Raw genomic sequence first — 17,142 nt, forward strand, 5'->3', positions numbered from 1 at the left:
GGGAGGCGGCGCTCAGGGAGGCTACGGCGCGGGCGGGACGGGCGTGCGGGAATCACGACGGCTTCCGAGGCGTTCGGCCGACAGCCACTCCCACGCCCCCGCTCGGCCGAGGAGGCCTCGCCCATGCCGCAGCCGGACATCGACGCCGTGGTCCTCGACGTGCTCGGCACCCTCGTCGACGAACCCGCCGGCCTGCGCGCCGGCATCCGGGAACTCGGCCCGTCCTTCGACGACTCCACCGTCGAAGGACTTCTGGTGCGGTGGCAGCAGCACATCGAGCGCGAGCAGCGTCGCATCCTCGACGGCAGCCGTGCCTACGTCACCAGCGACGTTCTCGACCAGGAGGCCGCCCGGCTCGTCGCCGACGCCGCCGGGGCCGGTGACCCCGCCGCCGTGGCGGCGCTGGCCCTCTCGGGCCGCCGGCTCCCGCCCTGGCCCGACAGTGTGGCGGGGCTCGCCCGACTCGCCGAGCGGTACCCGGTGATAGGGCTCTCCAACGCGAGCCGGACCGCCCTGCTCGGGCTCAACGCAAACGCCGGACTGCGCTGGCACCAGGCCCTGTCCGCCGAGGACGCGCGGGCCTACAAGCCGGATTCAGCGGTCTACCAGTTGGCCGTCACCGTATCCGGACGCCCGCCGGAGCGGTTGCTGATGGTCGCCGCGCACGCCTGGGACCTGCGCGGCGCGCAGCGCCTCGGTCTGCGGACCGCTTACGTCGACCGCCCCGTCGGCGACCCGCCCGCCCCCGAGGACCGGTTCGACCTGCACGCCCGCGGTCTGTCCGATCCAGCCGATCGATTGGCTGCATAGGTATGCGGCTGGACGAAAAACAATTGACGCTCGGCTGATCGGATTTCTACGCTTTGCCAGTATGGAGCTGACCCAGAACAACCCTGACCTCTCTGCGTACTTGGCTGCGGACGAGGTCATCGATCACGGCCATCCCGTGGTGCGTGAGGCATCGGCGCGCCTCGCCGCGCAGGCCGTCGACTCGTATGCCTATGCGCGACTGGCGTTCGAGTTCGTACGTGACACCATCCCGCACTCGCAGGACTCGGGCGATCCGCGCGTCACCTGGCGCGCCTCCGACGTTCTGGAGCAGGGCACCGGCATCTGCTACGCCAAGTCCCACGCGCTGGCTGCGCTGTTGCGTGCCGAGGACATCCCGACGGGGCTGTGCTACCAGCGGCTGGCGGGCGACGACGGCGCCGGCCATGTCGTGCACGGCCTGGTCGCCGTACGGTTCAACGGGGCCTGGCATCGCCAGGATCCGCGCGGGAACAAGCCGGGCGTGGATGCCCAGTTCTCCCTCGGTGGCGAGCGGCTGGCGTTCGTGGCCGATCCGGAGTCCAGTGAGCTGGACTATCCAGTCCTGTACGCTGAACCTCACCCAGTCGTCCTGAGCGCCCTCAAAGCCGCCCCGGACCGGCCCCACCTGTGGAAGACGCTCCCCACCGCACTCTGAGGCGAGGCGATGACCTTCTCCCTGACCGTGTCCGACGAGGTGCGCGCCCTCGCGCCCGGCTTCACACACGTCGCGATCGAGGCGCACGGCCTGGTCAACGGACCGAGCAATGAGGCCAGTTCGGCCCTCCTCGACGACGCGGCCCGCCGTCTGGCCGTACGACTGGACGGGCGCGCCCCGCACGAGGACCCGCACATGGCCGCCTGGCGTGAGATCTACACGGCGTTCGGATCGAAACCGTCGCGGACCCGCAACTCGGCGGAGGCGCTGGCGAAGAGGGCGCTGTCGGCGGCCGGGCTGCCCCGGATCAACCTGCTCGTCGACGTCTACAACGCCATCAGCGTCGCCCGTCTGATCCCGGTGGGCGGCGAGGACATCGACCGCATCCGCGGCGGGATGCGGCTCGTGCGGGCGACCGGTGACGAGGAGTTCGTGACGGCCGCGGGCGGCGAGGAGGTCGTCGAGCACCCCGACGCCGGCGAGGTGGTGTGGCGCGACGAGCAGGGTGTGACATGCCGCCGCTGGAACTGGCGCCAGGGCCCGCGCACCCGGCTCACCGAGGAGACCGTCTCCGGCATCTTCCTGCTGGAGAGCCTCGCGCCGATGCCGGTGGCCGAGGTCGAGGCGGCGGGCGCCGAACTCGCCGAATTGCTGGAGAAGTTCAGCCCCGGAGCGCGCATCGAGGTGCACGCGGCCGACCCGGTGCGGGACTGATCCGGCGCGGTCGTTAGTCTCCGGGCATGCATGACGGGGGACTCGACGACAAGGCAACGACCACCGGCGACGAGCGGCTGCCACCACCTCTCGCCCGGCTGCGCGGTCACTGGCTCGGGAGGCACTGGCTGCTCACCTCGGCCGTGGCGCTCGCGCTGCTGGCGACGGCCACCGCCGTGCCGATCGTCCTGGCGAGCTCCGAGGACGCCCCCTGCCAGGAGATCCCCGCGTCGACCCGCGCCCTCGCGAAGGACCCGGCGGCCGCGACCCGCGCCCTCGACCCCGGCGACGACCTGGCCCGCTTCGACGCCGTGCGCGGGCTGCTGATTCACGAGAACCCGTGCGGCGACGACGGCAAGGTGCTCGGCGATCTCGTCGACGCGGCCACCCGGGCCGCGGGCACCGGAAGGCCCCACACCCTCGCCCAGGCCCGCGCCGCCTACGCGGTCGTCGCCGTCTTCGAGAACGAGGACGTGCCCGCCGGGATGGCGCCCGGCGTGGCCCGTGTCCTCGCCGAGTACGTGGTGGACGCCAACCGTTATCTGACCTCCGACAGCGAGGCGTACGGCCCCGCCGTGGACGCCGCGTCGGCCGCACCCGACGAGCACGGCTGGACCTCCTACGGCCGCTTCCTCGCACCCGGCGAGGCGCACGCGGACTTCGAGCACGTCAAGCCCTACTCGTCCGTGCGGGCGGACCCGGAGGACCTGTTCGGCGAACTGGCCAAGGACCCCGAGGCGTTCGCCGTCCTCTACGACGCCCAGCGCGCCTACCTCGCGCACTACCTGGAACGGCTCACCCGCAACGGCGCCGACCCGGCCTTCCGCCCCGAGCGGGAGAAGGACGGGACCCTGACCTCGGCCACCACCTGGCCCGACCACGACCTGGAAGACATCGCCGACCGCGTCGGCATGCTCATGAACCGCCGGGCGCTCTATACCCGGGACGGCACGATCCCCGACCTCACGGCCTTCGACAGGGCCGTACGGCAGCACACCCGCGGCGCCTACCGGGCGGCCACGGGGCAGGTGAGCAGCCGGCCGCCGATGGGGGACATCGCCGATCGGCCGGTCTCCGGGCCGGTGCGGGGGGATCTGATGGACGGACGGCGCCAGCTGTTCACCGCCCTGGACGCGTGGACGAAGGCCCGGAACGTGCCGCCGGAGCGTGCCGCGGAGCTGCGGCAGATCATCGACGACTGGTATGTCCGGGCGCTCTGGCTGACGTTGTAGTCGGCGGCCTCGGCTCACTCAGCGGCTGAGCCGCAGGTCCGTGCAGCCCCGCTGCCCGACCTGCGCCCGAGCGAAGTCCGCGAGCAGCTTCCGCTTCTCGGGCTCGCCGACGCCGGGGATGTCCTCGTCGGCGCTCAGCGCGAAGTTGGCCGCCTCGCCGTCACAACGGGCCGTCGCCGTACGTGTACGGGCGTCCGGCCAACTGTCCTCCAGCTCGGCGACCACACGGTTGCTCCAGTCGCCGTACCAGGCGGCGAACGACAGCTGCCTCTCCATCTCGCCGGAGTCGGCGTCCCGTGTGTACAGGTCGCAGCGCCCTGCCGGGGCGGCGTCGTTCATCAGCACCGCCACCCGCCACGGCGATGCCTCCAGCGCCCCGGCGTCCGCCGCCCATCCGCATCCGGTGCCACCGGCCGCGTCGAGCGACACCGTCCTCGGGTCCTCCTCCGGGTCCACCGGCGCGGCGTCCCCGCCCGGCGCCTTCAGCGGCTCCGCGCCACAACCGAGCCGGTCGGAGGCGGAATTGGTGAGCGCCACCGCCGTCTCGTAGGCGGCCGGCGTGCCCCACAAGGCGTCCCAGCTCAGCCGGGTGCGCACCAGCAGCTTGCGCTGCCGACCCTCGTCGTCGTTCCCCAGCTCCGGGCAGGACACCAGGAACTGCAGACCGCCGCGCCGGTCGATGAAGCCCGGCATTCCGTCGGGCATGGGCGCGATGGGGGCGAACCCCGTCTCGGGGAAGGCCGTCCAGTACTCCCGGTCCTGGTCGTCCCGCCGGGTGTACGCCTCCAGCGACAGCAACCGCTCGTCGTCCAGCTCGTCGCCCTCGAAGCCGAGCGAGCAGCTGGAGTCGCCGAGTCCCTCGTGGGACGCGGACGCGGCATCCTTGAACTGGTCGCCGTTGCGACCGAGTTCCCGCACCGCGTCGACGGGCAGGGCACCGTCGCAGGCCGTGCGCAGCAGCCACCAGTCCTGCACGTACGGCGTGGCGATCCAGCCGCCCAGCCCCAGCACGACCGCAGCCGTCACCGACACCTTGATCCAGCGCCGCATTCCTCGCCCCCGTAGCGCGTCCGCCCGTCATCACCGGGCCGACAGCCGCCATCAGGGCTTCGGACACCCGGCCGGTTACGGCCCGGACCCTATCGGCTGGCCGCGGGGGAACGGAGCGGGGGGTGTCAGCGGGCCTCGGTCTCGCGCACCTGCTCCGGCGTCGGCGCCGTGCCTCCGAGATGGGCCGGCATCCACCAGGTGTCGTTGGCGTCCTTCGGCCGTACGGGATACGCCCGCTGCGCGGCCTCCAGGAGCTCCTGGACGCGCTCGCGCAGCTGGCGGGTGATCGCGCCCGCGTACTTGTCCTTGGACGCCTCGATCGCCTCGCCGACCCGGATCGTGACCGGGATGTGGCTGCGCTTGAAGTTGCGCGGGTGCCCCTTGGTCCACAGCCGCTGCGTGCCCCACACGGCCATCGGGATCAGCGGCACGCCCGCCTCCTGGGCCAGCCGCGCGGCGCCCGACTTGAAGCCCTTGAGCGTGAAGGACTGCGAGATGGTGGCCTCCGGGAAGACCCCGACGACCTCGCCGGACCGCAGCGAGTCCAGCGCGTGGGCGTACGCCGCCTCACCCTGCTTGCGGTCCACGGGAATGTGCTTCATCCCGCGCATCAGCGGGCCCGAAATTCTGTGCCGGAAGACGGACTCCTTCGCCATGAAGCGAACGAGACGTTTCTGCGGGAGCGCCGCCAGCCCGTTGAAGACGAAGTCCAGATAGCTGATGTGGTTGCTCACCAGCACAGCGCCGCCCGAGCGCGGAATGTTCTCCGACCCCTTGCAGTCGATCTTGAGGTCCCACACCTTGAACAATGTCTGGGCGAAACCGACGACGGGACGGTAAACAAGCTCGGCCATGGACGAGATGGACCCTTCCTTCTTTGCCTGGGAAGGAGGCTCCCAGTGGGAAAGTTACGCAGCCGTAGGTTTACGGCATGTCGCAGATCGTGCCCCAAGAACGGCCGAGGGCCAAGCCCAAGTGCCTGAGAAGGGCGAGATCCTCGTCACGTCGGCGCAATGGTCCACCCCGGATTCCGGCGCGCCGCCTTTACTCGGCGCGCACCGTCACCCGCCGCAGGAGCAGGTACATCTCGCACCCCAGGCAGTACCCGAAGACGGCGTTGAGGAAAGCCGCCGCGAGCGCGGCGCCGGTCGCGGCGAGCCCCAGCCAGATCGGCCCCAGCGTGTAGCCGACCAGCCCCAGGCCCGCGAAGCCCAGCCCCACCGCCTGGGCGAACCGCGGCGGCTGCGGCGCCTCGAACTCGGTCGGCGGCCCGATCCGGGGACGTACGGCCTTGCGGAACAGCCAGCCGTACGGCGAACGGGACACCCCGCCCGCCGCGCCCAGCGCGAAGGCCAGCGTCTGCCAGGCCAGCAGCCAGGCGCTCCCGGTGACCAGCACGATCGCGAGCACCAGGGTTGTCACGGCCGCGCCGAAGCGCGGCCCCCTCACATCGATGTCCATGAATCAAGCATTCCGCAATGGAAAGGCTTCCGGGGAGTCGGGAATCTTTGCAGTCTCGTGAATGCTTGAGCAGGTGATGACCGGACTGGTGGTGTGCGTGGTGGTGCTCGCGGCGGCGAGCGCCTACGGAGTGCTGCAGCGGCGGCGGAGCGGGAGAGTACGGGTGCGCGGGCGCGACGACGGAAAGCGGCTCGGGGCGGCCCAGTTGGGGGAGGAACTGGGCGAGCGTGCCACGCTCGTGCAGTTCTCCAGCGCGTTCTGCGCGCCCTGCCGGGCCACCCGGCGTGTGCTCGTCGAGGTCGCCGGCATGGTTCCGGGCGTGACCCACGTAGAGATCGACGCCGAGGACAATCTGGACCTCGTGCGCCGGCTCGACATCCTCAAGACGCCGACCGTGCTCGTCCTCGACGCGGGCGGCAACGTCGTACGGCGGGCCACCGGTCAGCCACGCAAGGCCGACGTCATCGCGGCGCTGGGCGAGGCGGTCTGAGAGCCCGTGATGCCGAGGGTGAGTCATCTCCCACATCGCGGGACGTACTTGACTGTGTGCACCACCTATCGTCAGCCTGACCGTATGCCAGAGGAACTCCTTCTCTTCGGACGGGCCCATGTCGACCTGGCCCGCACCGCGAGCGCGCGCTGTCCGGGCTGTTGAGCAGTCACCGGTCCGCACGCCTCCCCTCGCAGAAGGACAACTCCATGACGGCCACGTCCGACCTCGGCACAGCCCAGCTCGCCTCTCCCGATCTGCTCCGCTCCGTCTTCCGCCGCCATGCCGCCGGAGTGGCCGTGATCACCGCCCGAGGTGAGGCGGGCCCGGTCGGCTTCACCGCCACCTCCCTCACCTCCGTCTCCGCCGAGCCCCCGATGCTCTCCTTCGGCATCGGCACCGGTGCCTCCAGCTGGCCCGCGATAGCCGGAACGGACCATGTCGGCGTCCACATCCTCGGCGAGCACCAACAAGAGCTGGCCGCCACCTTCGCCCGCAGCGGCGCCGACCGCTTCGGCCCGCCCACGGCATGGCGTGAGGGCCCCGAGGGCGTCCCCCTCCTGGATGACGTCCTGGCCTGGATGGTGTGCCGGGTCGCGGCGCGCGTGCCCGCGGGCGATCACCGCATCGTGCTGGCCGAGGTCGTCCTCGGCGACCCCACCGGTCCCGGCCGTCCACTCCTGTACCACCAGGGCCGGTTCAGTGGCCTGCGTGACTGACCTCACCGGGCCGATGTGACCGATCAGCCTCTGAGCCGTTCTGCGAAGCCGTCGGAATCCGATTACGCTGCGTTGCAAAGGTCACAGTTCAAAGCGCTTGCTTAGCGGGCACGAACTGGATGTACTGACGAGTAATATTTCGCTCGGAGCGCCGGTCGCCCCGAGCGGGATCGGCCACTTGGGGCGCCTATGCTGCCTGCAAGTAGGCAGCAGAGAAATGTCGACGCAGTAGGAGAGCCGGCGTGAGCTTGAGGATCGTTGTCACTGTGAAGTACGTGCCCGACGCCACTGGCGACCGGCACTTCGCCGATGACCTGACCGTCGACCGGGACGACGTGGACGGTCTGCTCTCCGAGCTCGACGAGTACGCGGTCGAGCAGGCGCTGCAGATCTCCGAGAACTCCGACGACGACGTGGAGATCACCGTCCTGACGGTGGGCCCCGAGGACGCCAAGGACGCACTGCGCAAGGCGCTGTCCATGGGCGCCGACAAGGCCATCCACGTCGAGGACGACGACCTGCACGGCACCGACGCGCTGGGCACCTCGCTGGTGCTGGCCAAGGCGATCGAGAAGGCCGGTTACGACCTGGTGATCTCCGGCATGGCCTCCACCGACGGCACCATGGGCGTCGTACCGGCCCTGCTGGCCGAGCGCCTGGGCGTCCCGCAGGTCACCCTGCTGTCCGAGGTCTCCGTCGAGGACGGCACGGTCAAGGGCCGCCGGGACGGCGACGCCGCCTCCGAGCAGCTCGAGGCCTCCCTGCCGGCCGTCGTGTCGGTCACCGACCAGTCGGGCGAGGCGCGCTACCCGTCCTTCAAGGGCATCATGGCCGCCAAGAAGAAGCCGGTGGAGTCCTGGGACCTGTCCGACCTGGACATCGAGGCCGAGGAGGTCGGTCTCGAGGGTGCCTACACCGTCGTGGACGTCGCGGCCGAGCGTCCGGCGCGCACCGCCGGCACGATCGTCAAGGACGAGGGCGAGGGCGGCAAGCAGCTCGCCGAGTTCCTCGCGAGCCAGAAGTTCATCTAAGGCCCACTGGCCCGCTTGAGTCTCAACTCCCCTTCCGCCCCTCAGACTTCGCAATCCGCAGGAGAGCAATCCCATGGCTGAAGTTCTCGTCTACGTCGACCACGTGGACGGTGCCGTCCGCAAGCCCACCCTGGAGCTGCTGACCCTGGCCCGCCGCGTCGGCGAGCCGGTCGCCGTCGCGCTGGGCAACGGCGCCGCCGACACCGCCGCGATCCTCGCCGAGCACGGCGCCGTCAAGGTCCTCACCCACGAGGCTGCTGAGTACGCCGACTACCTGGTCGTCCCGAAGGTCGACGCCCTCCAGGCCGCCGTCGAGGCCGTCTCCCCGGCCGCCGTGCTGGTGCCGTCCTCCGCCGAGGGCAAGGAGATCGCCGCGCGTCTGGCGCTGCGCATCGGCTCCGGCATCATCACCGACGCCGTCGACCTCGAGGCCGGCGACGAGGGCCCGGTGGCCACCCAGTCGGTGTTCGCCGCGTCCTTCACCACCAAGTCCCGTGTCTCCAAGGGCACCCCGGTCATCACGGTCAAGCCGAACTCGGCCGCTGTGGAGGCCGCCCCGGCCGCCGGCGCGGTCGAGGCCCTCGCCGTGACCTTCTCCGCCCAGGCCACCGGCACCAAGGTGACCGCGCGCACGCCGCGTGAGTCGACCGGGCGTCCGGAGCTGACCGAGGCCGCGATCGTGGTCTCCGGTGGCCGTGGCGTCAACGGCGCGGAGAACTTCGCGATCATCGAGGCGCTCGCCGACTCCCTCGGCGCGGCCGTCGGTGCCTCGCGTGCCGCGGTGGACGCCGGCTGGTACCCGCACACCAACCAGGTCGGCCAGACCGGTAAGTCGGTCTCGCCGCAGCTGTACATCGCCTCCGGCATCTCCGGTGCGATCCAGCACCGTGCCGGTATGCAGACCTCGAAGACGATCGTGGCGATCAACAAGGACGCCGAGGCCCCGATCTTCGAGCTGGTCGACTACGGCGTCGTCGGCGACCTCTTCGACGTCGTCCCGGCCCTGACCGAGGAGATCAAGGCTCGCAAGGGCTGATCCCGCACAGGCGCAACGAGGCCCCCGAGACCGTGCCGACGGTCCCGGGGGCCTCGTGTCATCCCAGGGTCAGGGACGCCTGTACGGGCAGATGGTCGCTCGGGAACTGGCCGTTCTCGGGCGTACGTGTTGATCGCAGCCCGGTGCGTGGTGACCCCGGGCGTGCTCAGGATCCAGTCGATGCGGTCGCCGTTCGGCGTCAGCGGTTTGTAGCCGTGGAAGGTGGCGTACAGCGCGCTGCGCTCGGCCGCGGTGTCCCAGGTGTCGACGAGGCCGGCGGCGAGCAGAGTGTCGTACACCATGTTCTTGTGGGCGGCGACATTGAAGTCCCCGGTCACCAGGACCGGCAGGGAGCGGTCGAAGCCGGCGACGCGCTCGGCGATGAGCTTGGCGCTGCGCTCGCGCGCGTACTGGCCGACATGGTCGAAGTGGGTGTTGAGGACGTAGAACTCCCGTGCGCCGTCGGCCAGATCGCGGAACCGGACCCAGGTGACCATACGGGCGAAGGCGGCGCCCCAGGTGTTGGAGCCGATCACGTCCGGGGTGTCGGAGAGCCAGAAGTGGTCGTACTCGGTCGGACGCAGGCGACGGGTGTCGTAGAAGACCGCCATGGACTCGTCGCGGCTGCCGTGCAGCCGTCCGGTGCCCAGCCAGTCGTAGTGCCGACCGAGATCGGAGTCGATGTCGAGCAGCTGGGAGAAAATGCCCTCCTGGGTGCCGATGACGTGCGGGGCCTCACGGCGCAGCAACTCGCGCATCACCGGTCTGCGCACGGTCCAGCTGTTGGGTTCGGTGGTGCTCGCGAAGCGCAGGTTGAAGGACATGACCTGCAGGTGGCGGCGGGCCGGGCGTTCGCCCGCCGAGGCGGAGGACGTGGGCAGTGCTGTACTGGAGAGGGGCGCGGTGACCGCCGCGGCCAGCGCGGCCTTGAGGCCCAGACGGCGCGTGACTCGGCTGTGGTTCGGCACTGAGGCTCCTTCGGTGGGAACTGCCGGACGAGTCGTGCGGGGCGTGCGTATGGGAGTGTGATACCGCGTCCTGAGTTGGGCGTGAACATGGCGAGATGGGGGAGTGACTCCCCGTGGACATGGTGTTGACCAGTCGGAAGGTCCCCGGATAACTTCATTCTACGGATTGTTGATTCCGTATAGTGGAAATCAGGAGGGTGTGGGAATGGGTCAGGGCCAGCAGGAGAAGGTGGCGACGAGCCTCGCGGGCGCCGTCAGCGAGGAGATCAGCGCCTCCCTCGCGCCGGTCGACGCCGAGCTGGAGCGCCGCTACCCCGGAGACCCCGGCACCCGCCAGCCCGTCCACACGGTCTACGTCCCCGGAGACGTCTTCGCCGCCGACACGATCCGCTCCTGGGGCGACCAGGCACTCGCGCTCCTCGACGAACACGCCCCGGACGCCGCCTCCTTCGCCGCCGTCCTCGGCCTGTCCGACGAGCTCGCCGAGCCCGTCCACGCGCGCGTGCGCGCCAAGCTGGAGCGCGAGCCCGTCGAGGACCTGCGCGTCGACTTCGAGGACGGCTACGGCCCCCGCCCGGACGCCGAGGAGGACGAGGCGGCCGCCCGCGCGGCGCGGCTGATCGCCCAGGCGTACGAGAACGGCACGGCGGCCCCGTACATGGGCATCCGCATGAAGTGCATGGAGGCGCCGGTACGCGACCGCGGCATCCGCACCCTGGACATCTTCCTCACCGGCCTGATGGAGGCCGGCGGCCTGCCCGACGGGCTGGTGCTCACCCTGCCGAAGGTGACGTACCCCGAGCAGGTCACCGCGATGGTGCGGCTGCTGGAGGAGTTCGAGAAGGCGCGGGGGCTGGAGCCCGGCCGGATCGGCTTCGAGATCCAGATCGAGACCAGCCAGTCCATCCTCGCCACCGACGGCACGGCGACCGTGGCCCGCATGATCCAGGCCGCCGAGGGCCGCGCCACGGGCCTGCACTACGGCACCTTCGACTACAGCGCCTGCCTCGGAGTCTCCGCCGCATACCAGGCAAGCGACCATCCGTCCGCCGACCACGCCAAGGCGATCATGCAGGTCGCGGCGGCCGGCACCGGCGTACGCGTCTCGGACGGCTCGACGAACATCCTGCCGGTCGGTACGACCGAAAAGGTCCACGACGCCTGGCGACTGCACTACGGCCTGACGCGGCGGGCGCTCGCCCGCGCCTACTACCAGGGCTGGGACATGCACCCCGGCCACATCCCCACCCGCTATGCGGCGGTCTTCGCCTTCTACCGTGAAGGTTTCGAGCAGGCCGCGGCCCGTCTCGCCCGGTACGCCAACCGGACCGGCGGCGACGTCATGGACGAGCCCGCCACCGCCAAGGCCCTCAGCGGCTACCTGCTGCGCGGCCTGGACTGCGGCGCCCTCGACATCGCCGAGGTCGCCCGGCTGGCCGGTCTGACCCGCGTCGATCTGGAGGGCTTCGCGGCGCCCCGGCGCGGTGACCTGACGGCCTCCGCCAAGTAGCGGACCTTCACAGGGCCCACCACCGGCTGGTGTTGTCACCGCTGACCCTTACTCTGTACGGACGCATTGACGTGTCACAGGAACGGGGCAGCGGTGTCATCGGGGGAGAACGGACAGCCGGACGCGGCCGGCCGGCTGCTGGCCGGCCGCTACCGCGTCGTGTCGCAGCTCGGGCGCGGCGGCATGGGCGTGGTCTGGAAGGCCGTCGACGAGGTCCTCGGCCGCGAGGTCGCCGTCAAGGAACTGCGCACCTACAGCGACGCCGACGGTCCCGAACTCGCGGACCTGCGGCTGCGGATGCAGCGCGAGGCCCGTGCGGCGGCCAGGGTTCGGCACCCCGGCGTCGTGGCGATTCACGACGTCACCGAGGTCGACGGACGCCCGCTGATCGTCATGGAGCTGGTCGACGGCCCCTCCCTGGAGAGAGTGCTGCGGGGGAGCGGCCCGCTCGGCCCGCGCGAGGCGGCCGGGATCGGCGCCAAGGTCATGGACGCGCTGGCGGCCGCCCACCGCGCCGGCGTCCTGCACCGTGACGTCAAGCCGGGCAACATCCTGCTCGAGAGCTCCGGCCGCGTCGTGCTCACCGACTTCGGCATCGCGACGATGGACGACCCCGGCGACGGCTCGGCCACCCATCTGACCCGCACCGGCCATCTCGTCGGCTCCCTGGACTACATGGCCCCCGAGCGCGCCCAGGGCGCCGATCCGGGTCCCTCCTCCGACGTCTGGGCCCTGGGCGCCACGCTGTACGCGGCGGTGGAGGGCTCCGCGCCCTTCCGCCGTACGTCGACCTTCTCCACGCTCACCGCGATCGTCACCGAGCCCCTGCCGGAGCCACGCAACGCCGGGCCCCTCGCCCCCGTCCTCCAGCGGCTCATGGACAAGCGGCCCGAGTCCCGTCCCGAGGCCGACGAGGCGCGGCAACTCCTCCAAGCAGTCGCGGACTCGGGCGGCACGGACTCGCCGACGGCGGCGCTGCGGGGGGCGGCGGGCGCCGGGCCTGTGCCGGAGGAGACGGAGCGCCGAGCCGCATCGGCGCAACAGGGGCTCGGACCCACGGCGGCGGATGGACAGGGACCCGCGTCAGCCGCGCCGACGGGACTCCCCGGGCACCCGACGGGACCAGCCGGGCAGGCATACGGCGGCCAGGGCCAGGGCACGCCGGGGGCTCAGGGCTTCGCCGTGCCAGGGCAGGGCGTTCCCGCCTCAGGTGTGCCCGGGGCGCCGCACTTCGGGCCCGAGGGCCAGGGTGCTCCGGGGCCGCAAGGACCTGCGGGACAGGGCGCGGCAGGAGTGCAAGGCCCCGCGACCCCTGGTCAGGGCACGCCGCCGGCCCGGAACTTCGGCGCAGTCGGCCAGGCCGGCCACGGCCACCCCGCTCCAGCCGCACACGGCCACTCCGCCCCACCCGGACCCGCACCCGGCGCCCCCGGACATGCGGCTCCCGCACCGTACGGCGGTGCGCCAGTGCCGTCCGGCCAACCCCCGCACGGCTACGGCGGCCCCACCCCGTCGCCGTACGACTCGGCCCCCACCGGCCCGATGACCACGTCGTCCGACACGCCCACCCGGCGCAAGGGCCGAGCCCTGCTCGCCGCCGTGGCCGTCACCGTCGTCCTCGCGGCGGCCGGGACCACGGTGGCCCTGGTGAACGACACGGGCGACAGCAAGGACGAGGCACGGGCGACATCGTCGTCCGCCACCTCCTCGGACGCCAACGCTCCGCGGACCGGCAGCCCCGACGCCGACCGCTCGGGCGAATCGGGTCTCACCGAGAAGGGCGACGACGAGAAGAACCCCAGCGCGACCAGGACACCGAGCCGCTCGGCGGATACCGGGCCCACCGACCGGCCCACCGCGTCGCCGACCAGGACCTCGGGCGGCGGCACCAACGGAGGCACCACGGGCGGCGGTTCAGGCGACGGAGGCACGACCGGCGGCGGAGGAACCTCCGGCGGCGGCACGACGGGCGGGGGCGGCACCACCACCCAGGCACCGGTCTGTCACTCCATCGGCGGCGGCAAGTACAACTGCCAGGTCTGGAAACAGGCCAAGTCGTACACCGCCTCCGGCGCCGAGGTCGGCATTCTCAACGTGGGCACCAACTATTTCTACTGCCAGCAGAATCTGGGCCGCCGCGAGACCTCCGGCGAATGGACCAACGTTTGGTGGGCCAAGACGGACGACGACAGCGGCAACACCAATGTCTTCGTCAGCGACGTCTACATCGAGGGCGGCAACAACGACGAGCCGGTGCCCGGGCTTCCGGTCTGCTGACCTCAAGGGTGCCCGGCCGGCTGCTGAACTCAGCTCCGCCGCACCCGGAGGTGCCGCTCCAGCCCGGAGGCGGTCACCAGTTTCTCGTCCCTGAACAGCCGCGTGCCCGCAGCGCACAGCCCCGCGTCGGCACGCGCCCGCGCGCTGAACTCCTCGGCGGTGACACCGAACAGCTCCCTCAACCGGGCCGAGCCCAGCAGGAGTTCGGTGAGCAGCGGCCGCTGGCCGGGGTGGGTGCGCGGTGCGTCGGTGCCGTTGTGCAGGACACCGTGGTGGTTGACGTACGCGAAGGCGCCCGGGAGCGTGCTGCCGTCCGCCAGCTCGATCCGCACGTCGGATGCCGGCAACCAGGGCCGGCCGTAGTTGCCGTTCGGCGCCGGCACGCCCTCGCTCGCGTCGATCACGGCGAGCTGCTCGGCGTCGAGCCAGATGACGAACAACTCCCGTACACGGCCCGGCGCGTGGAACGGCGACGCGGACACATAGCCCATGCGGCTCACATGCGCGGAGACACCCACCTCGATGCCGGTGACCCGTGCCCGCACCATCGGGATGGGGGAGATGATCCCGAACTCGGCCATCTTGTGCCGCAGTTGGCCCGGACAGGCGTTGGAGCCCACCGCGAGAACGGGGACTCGGTCGTCGTACACCAGGCGGTCGAGCGGCCGCAGCCGGTCCCCGTCGAGGAGCCCGGAGTCCAGCGGCCAGGCGCCCGGATAGCGCAGCGGAATCTCGCGCGGCGCCTCGGCCAGACCGAGCGCCTCCAATGTGCGCCCGCGCCGGGGCAGCCAGGAGCCGCCTGTGCGGTCCTCCACGGGCCGCTCAGTCCGCCGGCGGCAGCTCGCCCGAGCCGCGGGTGATGAGCCGCGTCGGCAGCTCGATGCGTTCCGGGGTGATCAGGGTGCCGTCCAGCTGGCGGAACAGCCGCTCGGCGGCGGTACGGCCGATCGCGGCCGCGTCCTGCGCGACGACCGTGACGCCGGGCTCCAGCAGGTCGGCGAGTTCGATGTCGTCGAAGCCGACGAGGGCGACGCGCCGGGTCTGTTCGGCGAGGACACGGATCACGGTGACCGTCACCCGGTTGTTGCCCGCGAAGATCGCGGTGACGGGGGAGGGGCCGGAGAGCATCCCCTCGGCCGCGTCGCGCACCCGCTGCGGGTCGGTGACGCCCAGGGACATCCAGGAGTCCTCCACCGGTATGCCCGCGTCCTCCATGGCGGCCCGGTAGCCGCGCAGTCGCTCGGCGGCCGTGTGGATGCGGGGCATGTCGCCGATGAAGCCGATCCTGCGGTGGCCGTGGGCGATGAGGTGGGCGACGCCGTCCCGGGCGCCACCGTAGTTGTCGGACAGCACGCAGTCGGCGTCGATCTTCCCGGCCGGGCGGTCCACGAACACCGTGGCGACGCCCGCCTTGAGCTCGGGCTCCAGATACCGGTGGTCGTCACCGGCCGGAATGATCACCAGCCCGTCCACCCGCCGCGCGCACAGCGCCAGCGCCAGCTCCTGCTCGCGGTCCGGGTCCTCGGCGCTGGAGCCGTTGATCAGCAGGGCACCGTGCGCCCGGGCGACCTCCTCGACCGCCCGGCTGAGCGGACCGTAGAAAGGGTCCGCGAGATCCTCCAGGACCAGACCGATGCTCGCCGTACGGCCCTTGCGCAGCACCCGCGCGCTGTCGTTGCGGCGAAACCCCAGCGCGTCGATGGCCTCCTGGACGCGGCGCTCCGTCTCCGGGGTGACTCCGGGCTCCCCGTTGACCACGCGCGAGACGGTCTTCAGACCGACTCCGGCACGCGCCGCGACGTCCTTCATGGTCGGACGGTTGCCGTAGCGTGCCCCGGCCAGGCGGTCGGCGGGGTGGTCGGATCGGCGGATGGCCTCGGGCACGATGCGGTGTCCTGTCCTGTCGTCGTCCACGGGGATGCGTCGGTCCCTGGCCTACGGCGATCCGCGGGGATGCGTCCGGCCACGGGGATACGGCGATCCGCGCGGATGCGTCGGTCCATGGGGGTGCGTCGGTCCATGGGTTTGTATGAGGATGTGGCGTCGAGCATAGAGCCTGGACAACGTTGTCAGATCCGGGGGACACTGTCCACCGCAATCTCCGGCCTGCGCCCCCACCGCGAGACCGGGTCGTCCAATTCCCATGGCTCGCGGGGAATTCCGAATGGTTGACCGGGAGAACTGACACAGATGCACACCGACCTCGTGGCTGCGCTCGACATCGGCGGCACCAAGATCGCCGGAGCGCTGGTGGACGGCCGCGGCACGATCGTGGTCCGGGCCCAGCGCCCGACGCCGGCGCGGGAGGACGGCGAGACGGTGATGCGGGCCGTCGAGGAGGTCGTCGGCGAGCTCACCGCGTCGCCCTTGTGGGAGCGCGCCACGGCCCTCGGCATCGGCAGCGCGGGCCCGGTGGACGCGTCCGCGGGCACCGTCAGTCCGGTGAACGTGCCCGGCTGGCGTGACTATCCGCTGGTCCGGCGGGTGCGGGAGGCGGCCGGCGGTCTGCCCGTCGAGCTGATCGGCGACGGCGTGGCCATCACGGCGGCCGAGCACTGGCAGGGAGCCGCCCGAGGTCATGACAATGCCCTCTGCATGGTCGTCTCCACGGGCGTCGGTGGGGGTCTGGTCCTGAACGGCCGTCTGCACCCCGGCCCCACCGGCAACGCCGGCCACATCGGCCACATCAGCGTGGACCTGGACGGCGACGAGTGCCCGTGCGGTTCGCGCGGCTGCGTGGAGCGCATCGCCAGCGGCCCCAACATCGCCCGGCGGGCGCTGGAGAACGGTTGGCAGCCGGGCCCGGACGGTGACACCTCCGCCGCCGCGGTCGCCGCCGCCGCGCGCGAGGGCGACCCGGTCGCCGTGGCCTCCTTCGAGCGCGCCGCACAGGCCCTCGCCGCCGGGATCGCGGCCACCGCGACCCTGGTCGAGATCGACATCGCCGTGATCGGCGGGGGCGTCGGAAAGGCGGGCGACGTCCTCTTCACGCCCCTCCGCAAGGCGCTGACGGACTACGCCACCCTGTCCTTCGTCCAGCGGCTGGCGATCACGCCGGCCCAGATGGGAACGGACGCGGGCCTGGTGGGAGCCGCGGCGGCGGCGCTTGCGGGGAAGGCGGGGGCGGCGGCGGGGGTGTGAGTGCGCGGCTCGGGGGAGGAACGTTCCGCCCCGGCCGTTCAGCCGCTC

The 17,142-nt window shown here is 71.7% G+C and carries 16 protein-coding genes and 1 pseudogene; 11 read left to right on the forward strand and 6 right to left on the reverse strand.

The window, feature by feature from the left end:
* Positions 1-123: 123 nt before the first annotated feature.
* The 4 genes from IF78_RS0130880 to IF78_RS0130895 all read left to right on the forward strand — a co-directional run bounded on the left by IF78_RS0130880 (position 124) and on the right by IF78_RS0130895 (position 3,411).
* Positions 124-810, forward strand: a complete 687-nt coding sequence (locus tag IF78_RS0130880; protein ID WP_031481715.1) for a haloacid dehalogenase type II — start codon at positions 124-126, stop codon at positions 808-810.
* 61 nt (positions 811-871) lie between these two features.
* Positions 872-1,465 carry a transglutaminase-like domain-containing protein gene (locus tag IF78_RS0130885; RefSeq protein ID WP_031481717.1) on the forward strand — a complete coding sequence of 198 codons (594 nt, stop codon included), beginning with the start codon at positions 872-874 and terminating at the stop codon, positions 1,463-1,465.
* A gap of 9 nt (positions 1,466-1,474) precedes the next feature.
* Entirely contained in the window at positions 1,475-2,179 is a 705-nt protein-coding gene (locus IF78_RS0130890) for a B3/B4 domain-containing protein (protein WP_031481719.1), read from the forward strand.
* 26 nt (positions 2,180-2,205) lie between these two features.
* Positions 2,206-3,411, forward strand: a complete 1,206-nt coding sequence (locus IF78_RS0130895; protein ID WP_031481721.1) for a hypothetical protein — start codon at positions 2,206-2,208, stop codon at positions 3,409-3,411.
* An 18-nt stretch (positions 3,412-3,429) separates the two neighbouring features.
* On the opposite strand, the gene IF78_RS0130900 is transcribed toward IF78_RS0130895, so the two are convergent.
* The 3 genes from IF78_RS0130900 to IF78_RS0130910 all read right to left on the reverse strand — a co-directional run bounded on the left by IF78_RS0130900 (position 3,430) and on the right by IF78_RS0130910 (position 5,922).
* A complete protein-coding gene (locus IF78_RS0130900) occupies positions 3,430-4,461 on the reverse strand; it encodes a hypothetical protein (RefSeq protein WP_031481723.1) in 1,032 nt (343 codons plus the stop codon).
* Positions 4,462-4,586: 125 nt separating this feature from the next.
* Positions 4,587-5,315, reverse strand: coding sequence for a lysophospholipid acyltransferase family protein (locus IF78_RS0130905; RefSeq protein WP_031481725.1), 729 nt, complete (start codon positions 5,313-5,315; stop codon positions 4,587-4,589).
* Positions 5,316-5,505: 190 nt separating this feature from the next.
* Positions 5,506-5,922 carry a DUF4395 domain-containing protein gene (locus IF78_RS0130910; protein WP_031481727.1) on the reverse strand — a complete coding sequence of 139 codons (417 nt, stop codon included), beginning with the start codon at positions 5,920-5,922 and terminating at the stop codon, positions 5,506-5,508.
* A 76-nt stretch (positions 5,923-5,998) separates the two neighbouring features.
* Here IF78_RS0130910 and IF78_RS0130915 point away from each other — a divergent pair, with 76 nt between their 5' ends.
* The 4 genes from IF78_RS0130915 (at position 5,999) to IF78_RS0130930 (ending at position 9,198) form a co-directional block, all read left to right on the forward strand.
* Positions 5,999-6,412: a TlpA family protein disulfide reductase gene (locus IF78_RS0130915; RefSeq protein WP_031481729.1), complete on the forward strand. Its 414-nt coding sequence runs from the start codon at positions 5,999-6,001 to the stop codon at positions 6,410-6,412.
* Between the two features lie 209 nt (positions 6,413-6,621).
* Positions 6,622-7,131 carry a flavin reductase family protein gene (locus IF78_RS0130920; RefSeq protein WP_031481731.1) on the forward strand — a complete coding sequence of 170 codons (510 nt, stop codon included), beginning with the start codon at positions 6,622-6,624 and terminating at the stop codon, positions 7,129-7,131.
* Between the two features lie 242 nt (positions 7,132-7,373).
* Positions 7,374-8,162, forward strand: coding sequence for an electron transfer flavoprotein subunit beta/FixA family protein (locus tag IF78_RS0130925; protein WP_031481733.1), 789 nt, complete (start codon positions 7,374-7,376; stop codon positions 8,160-8,162).
* 73 nt (positions 8,163-8,235) lie between these two features.
* Complete coding sequence (locus IF78_RS0130930; protein ID WP_031481735.1) at positions 8,236-9,198, forward strand: electron transfer flavoprotein subunit alpha/FixB family protein; 963 nt, start codon at positions 8,236-8,238, stop codon at positions 9,196-9,198.
* 58 nt (positions 9,199-9,256) lie between these two features.
* On the opposite strand, the pseudogene IF78_RS44030 reads toward IF78_RS0130930, so the two are convergent.
* Positions 9,257-10,166: pseudogene (locus tag IF78_RS44030) on the reverse strand (endonuclease/exonuclease/phosphatase family protein).
* A 205-nt stretch (positions 10,167-10,371) separates the two neighbouring features.
* Here IF78_RS44030 and IF78_RS0130940 point away from each other — a divergent pair.
* On the forward strand, positions 10,372-11,676 hold the full coding sequence (locus IF78_RS0130940) for a DUF6986 family protein (RefSeq protein WP_031481737.1): 1,305 nt from the start codon (positions 10,372-10,374) through the stop codon (positions 11,674-11,676).
* 93 nt (positions 11,677-11,769) lie between these two features.
* A complete protein-coding gene (locus IF78_RS0130945) occupies positions 11,770-13,953 on the forward strand; it encodes a serine/threonine-protein kinase (RefSeq protein WP_031481739.1) in 2,184 nt (727 codons plus the stop codon).
* A gap of 29 nt (positions 13,954-13,982) precedes the next feature.
* Here IF78_RS0130945 and IF78_RS44035 read toward each other — a convergent pair whose 3' ends face one another.
* Together IF78_RS44035 and IF78_RS0130955 are read right to left on the reverse strand one after the other, a co-directional pair.
* On the reverse strand, positions 13,983-14,678 hold the full coding sequence (locus IF78_RS44035) for a hypothetical protein (RefSeq protein ID WP_425314634.1): 696 nt from the start codon (positions 14,676-14,678) through the stop codon (positions 13,983-13,985).
* Between the two features lie 97 nt (positions 14,679-14,775).
* On the reverse strand, positions 14,776-15,837 hold the full coding sequence (locus IF78_RS0130955; RefSeq protein ID WP_031498551.1) for a LacI family DNA-binding transcriptional regulator: 1,062 nt from the start codon (positions 15,835-15,837) through the stop codon (positions 14,776-14,778).
* A 306-nt stretch (positions 15,838-16,143) separates the two neighbouring features.
* Here IF78_RS0130955 and IF78_RS0130960 point away from each other — a divergent pair, with 306 nt between their 5' ends.
* The gene (locus IF78_RS0130960; protein ID WP_031481743.1) at positions 16,144-17,094 is read left to right on the forward strand and encodes an ROK family protein; all 951 of its coding nucleotides are present in this window, start codon (positions 16,144-16,146) and stop codon (positions 17,092-17,094) included.
* The last annotated feature ends 48 nt before the right edge of the window (positions 17,095-17,142 follow it).

The organism is Streptomyces bicolor (genome assembly GCF_000719285.1).
GTDB lineage: Bacteria > Actinomycetota > Actinomycetes > Streptomycetales > Streptomycetaceae > Streptomyces > Streptomyces bicolor.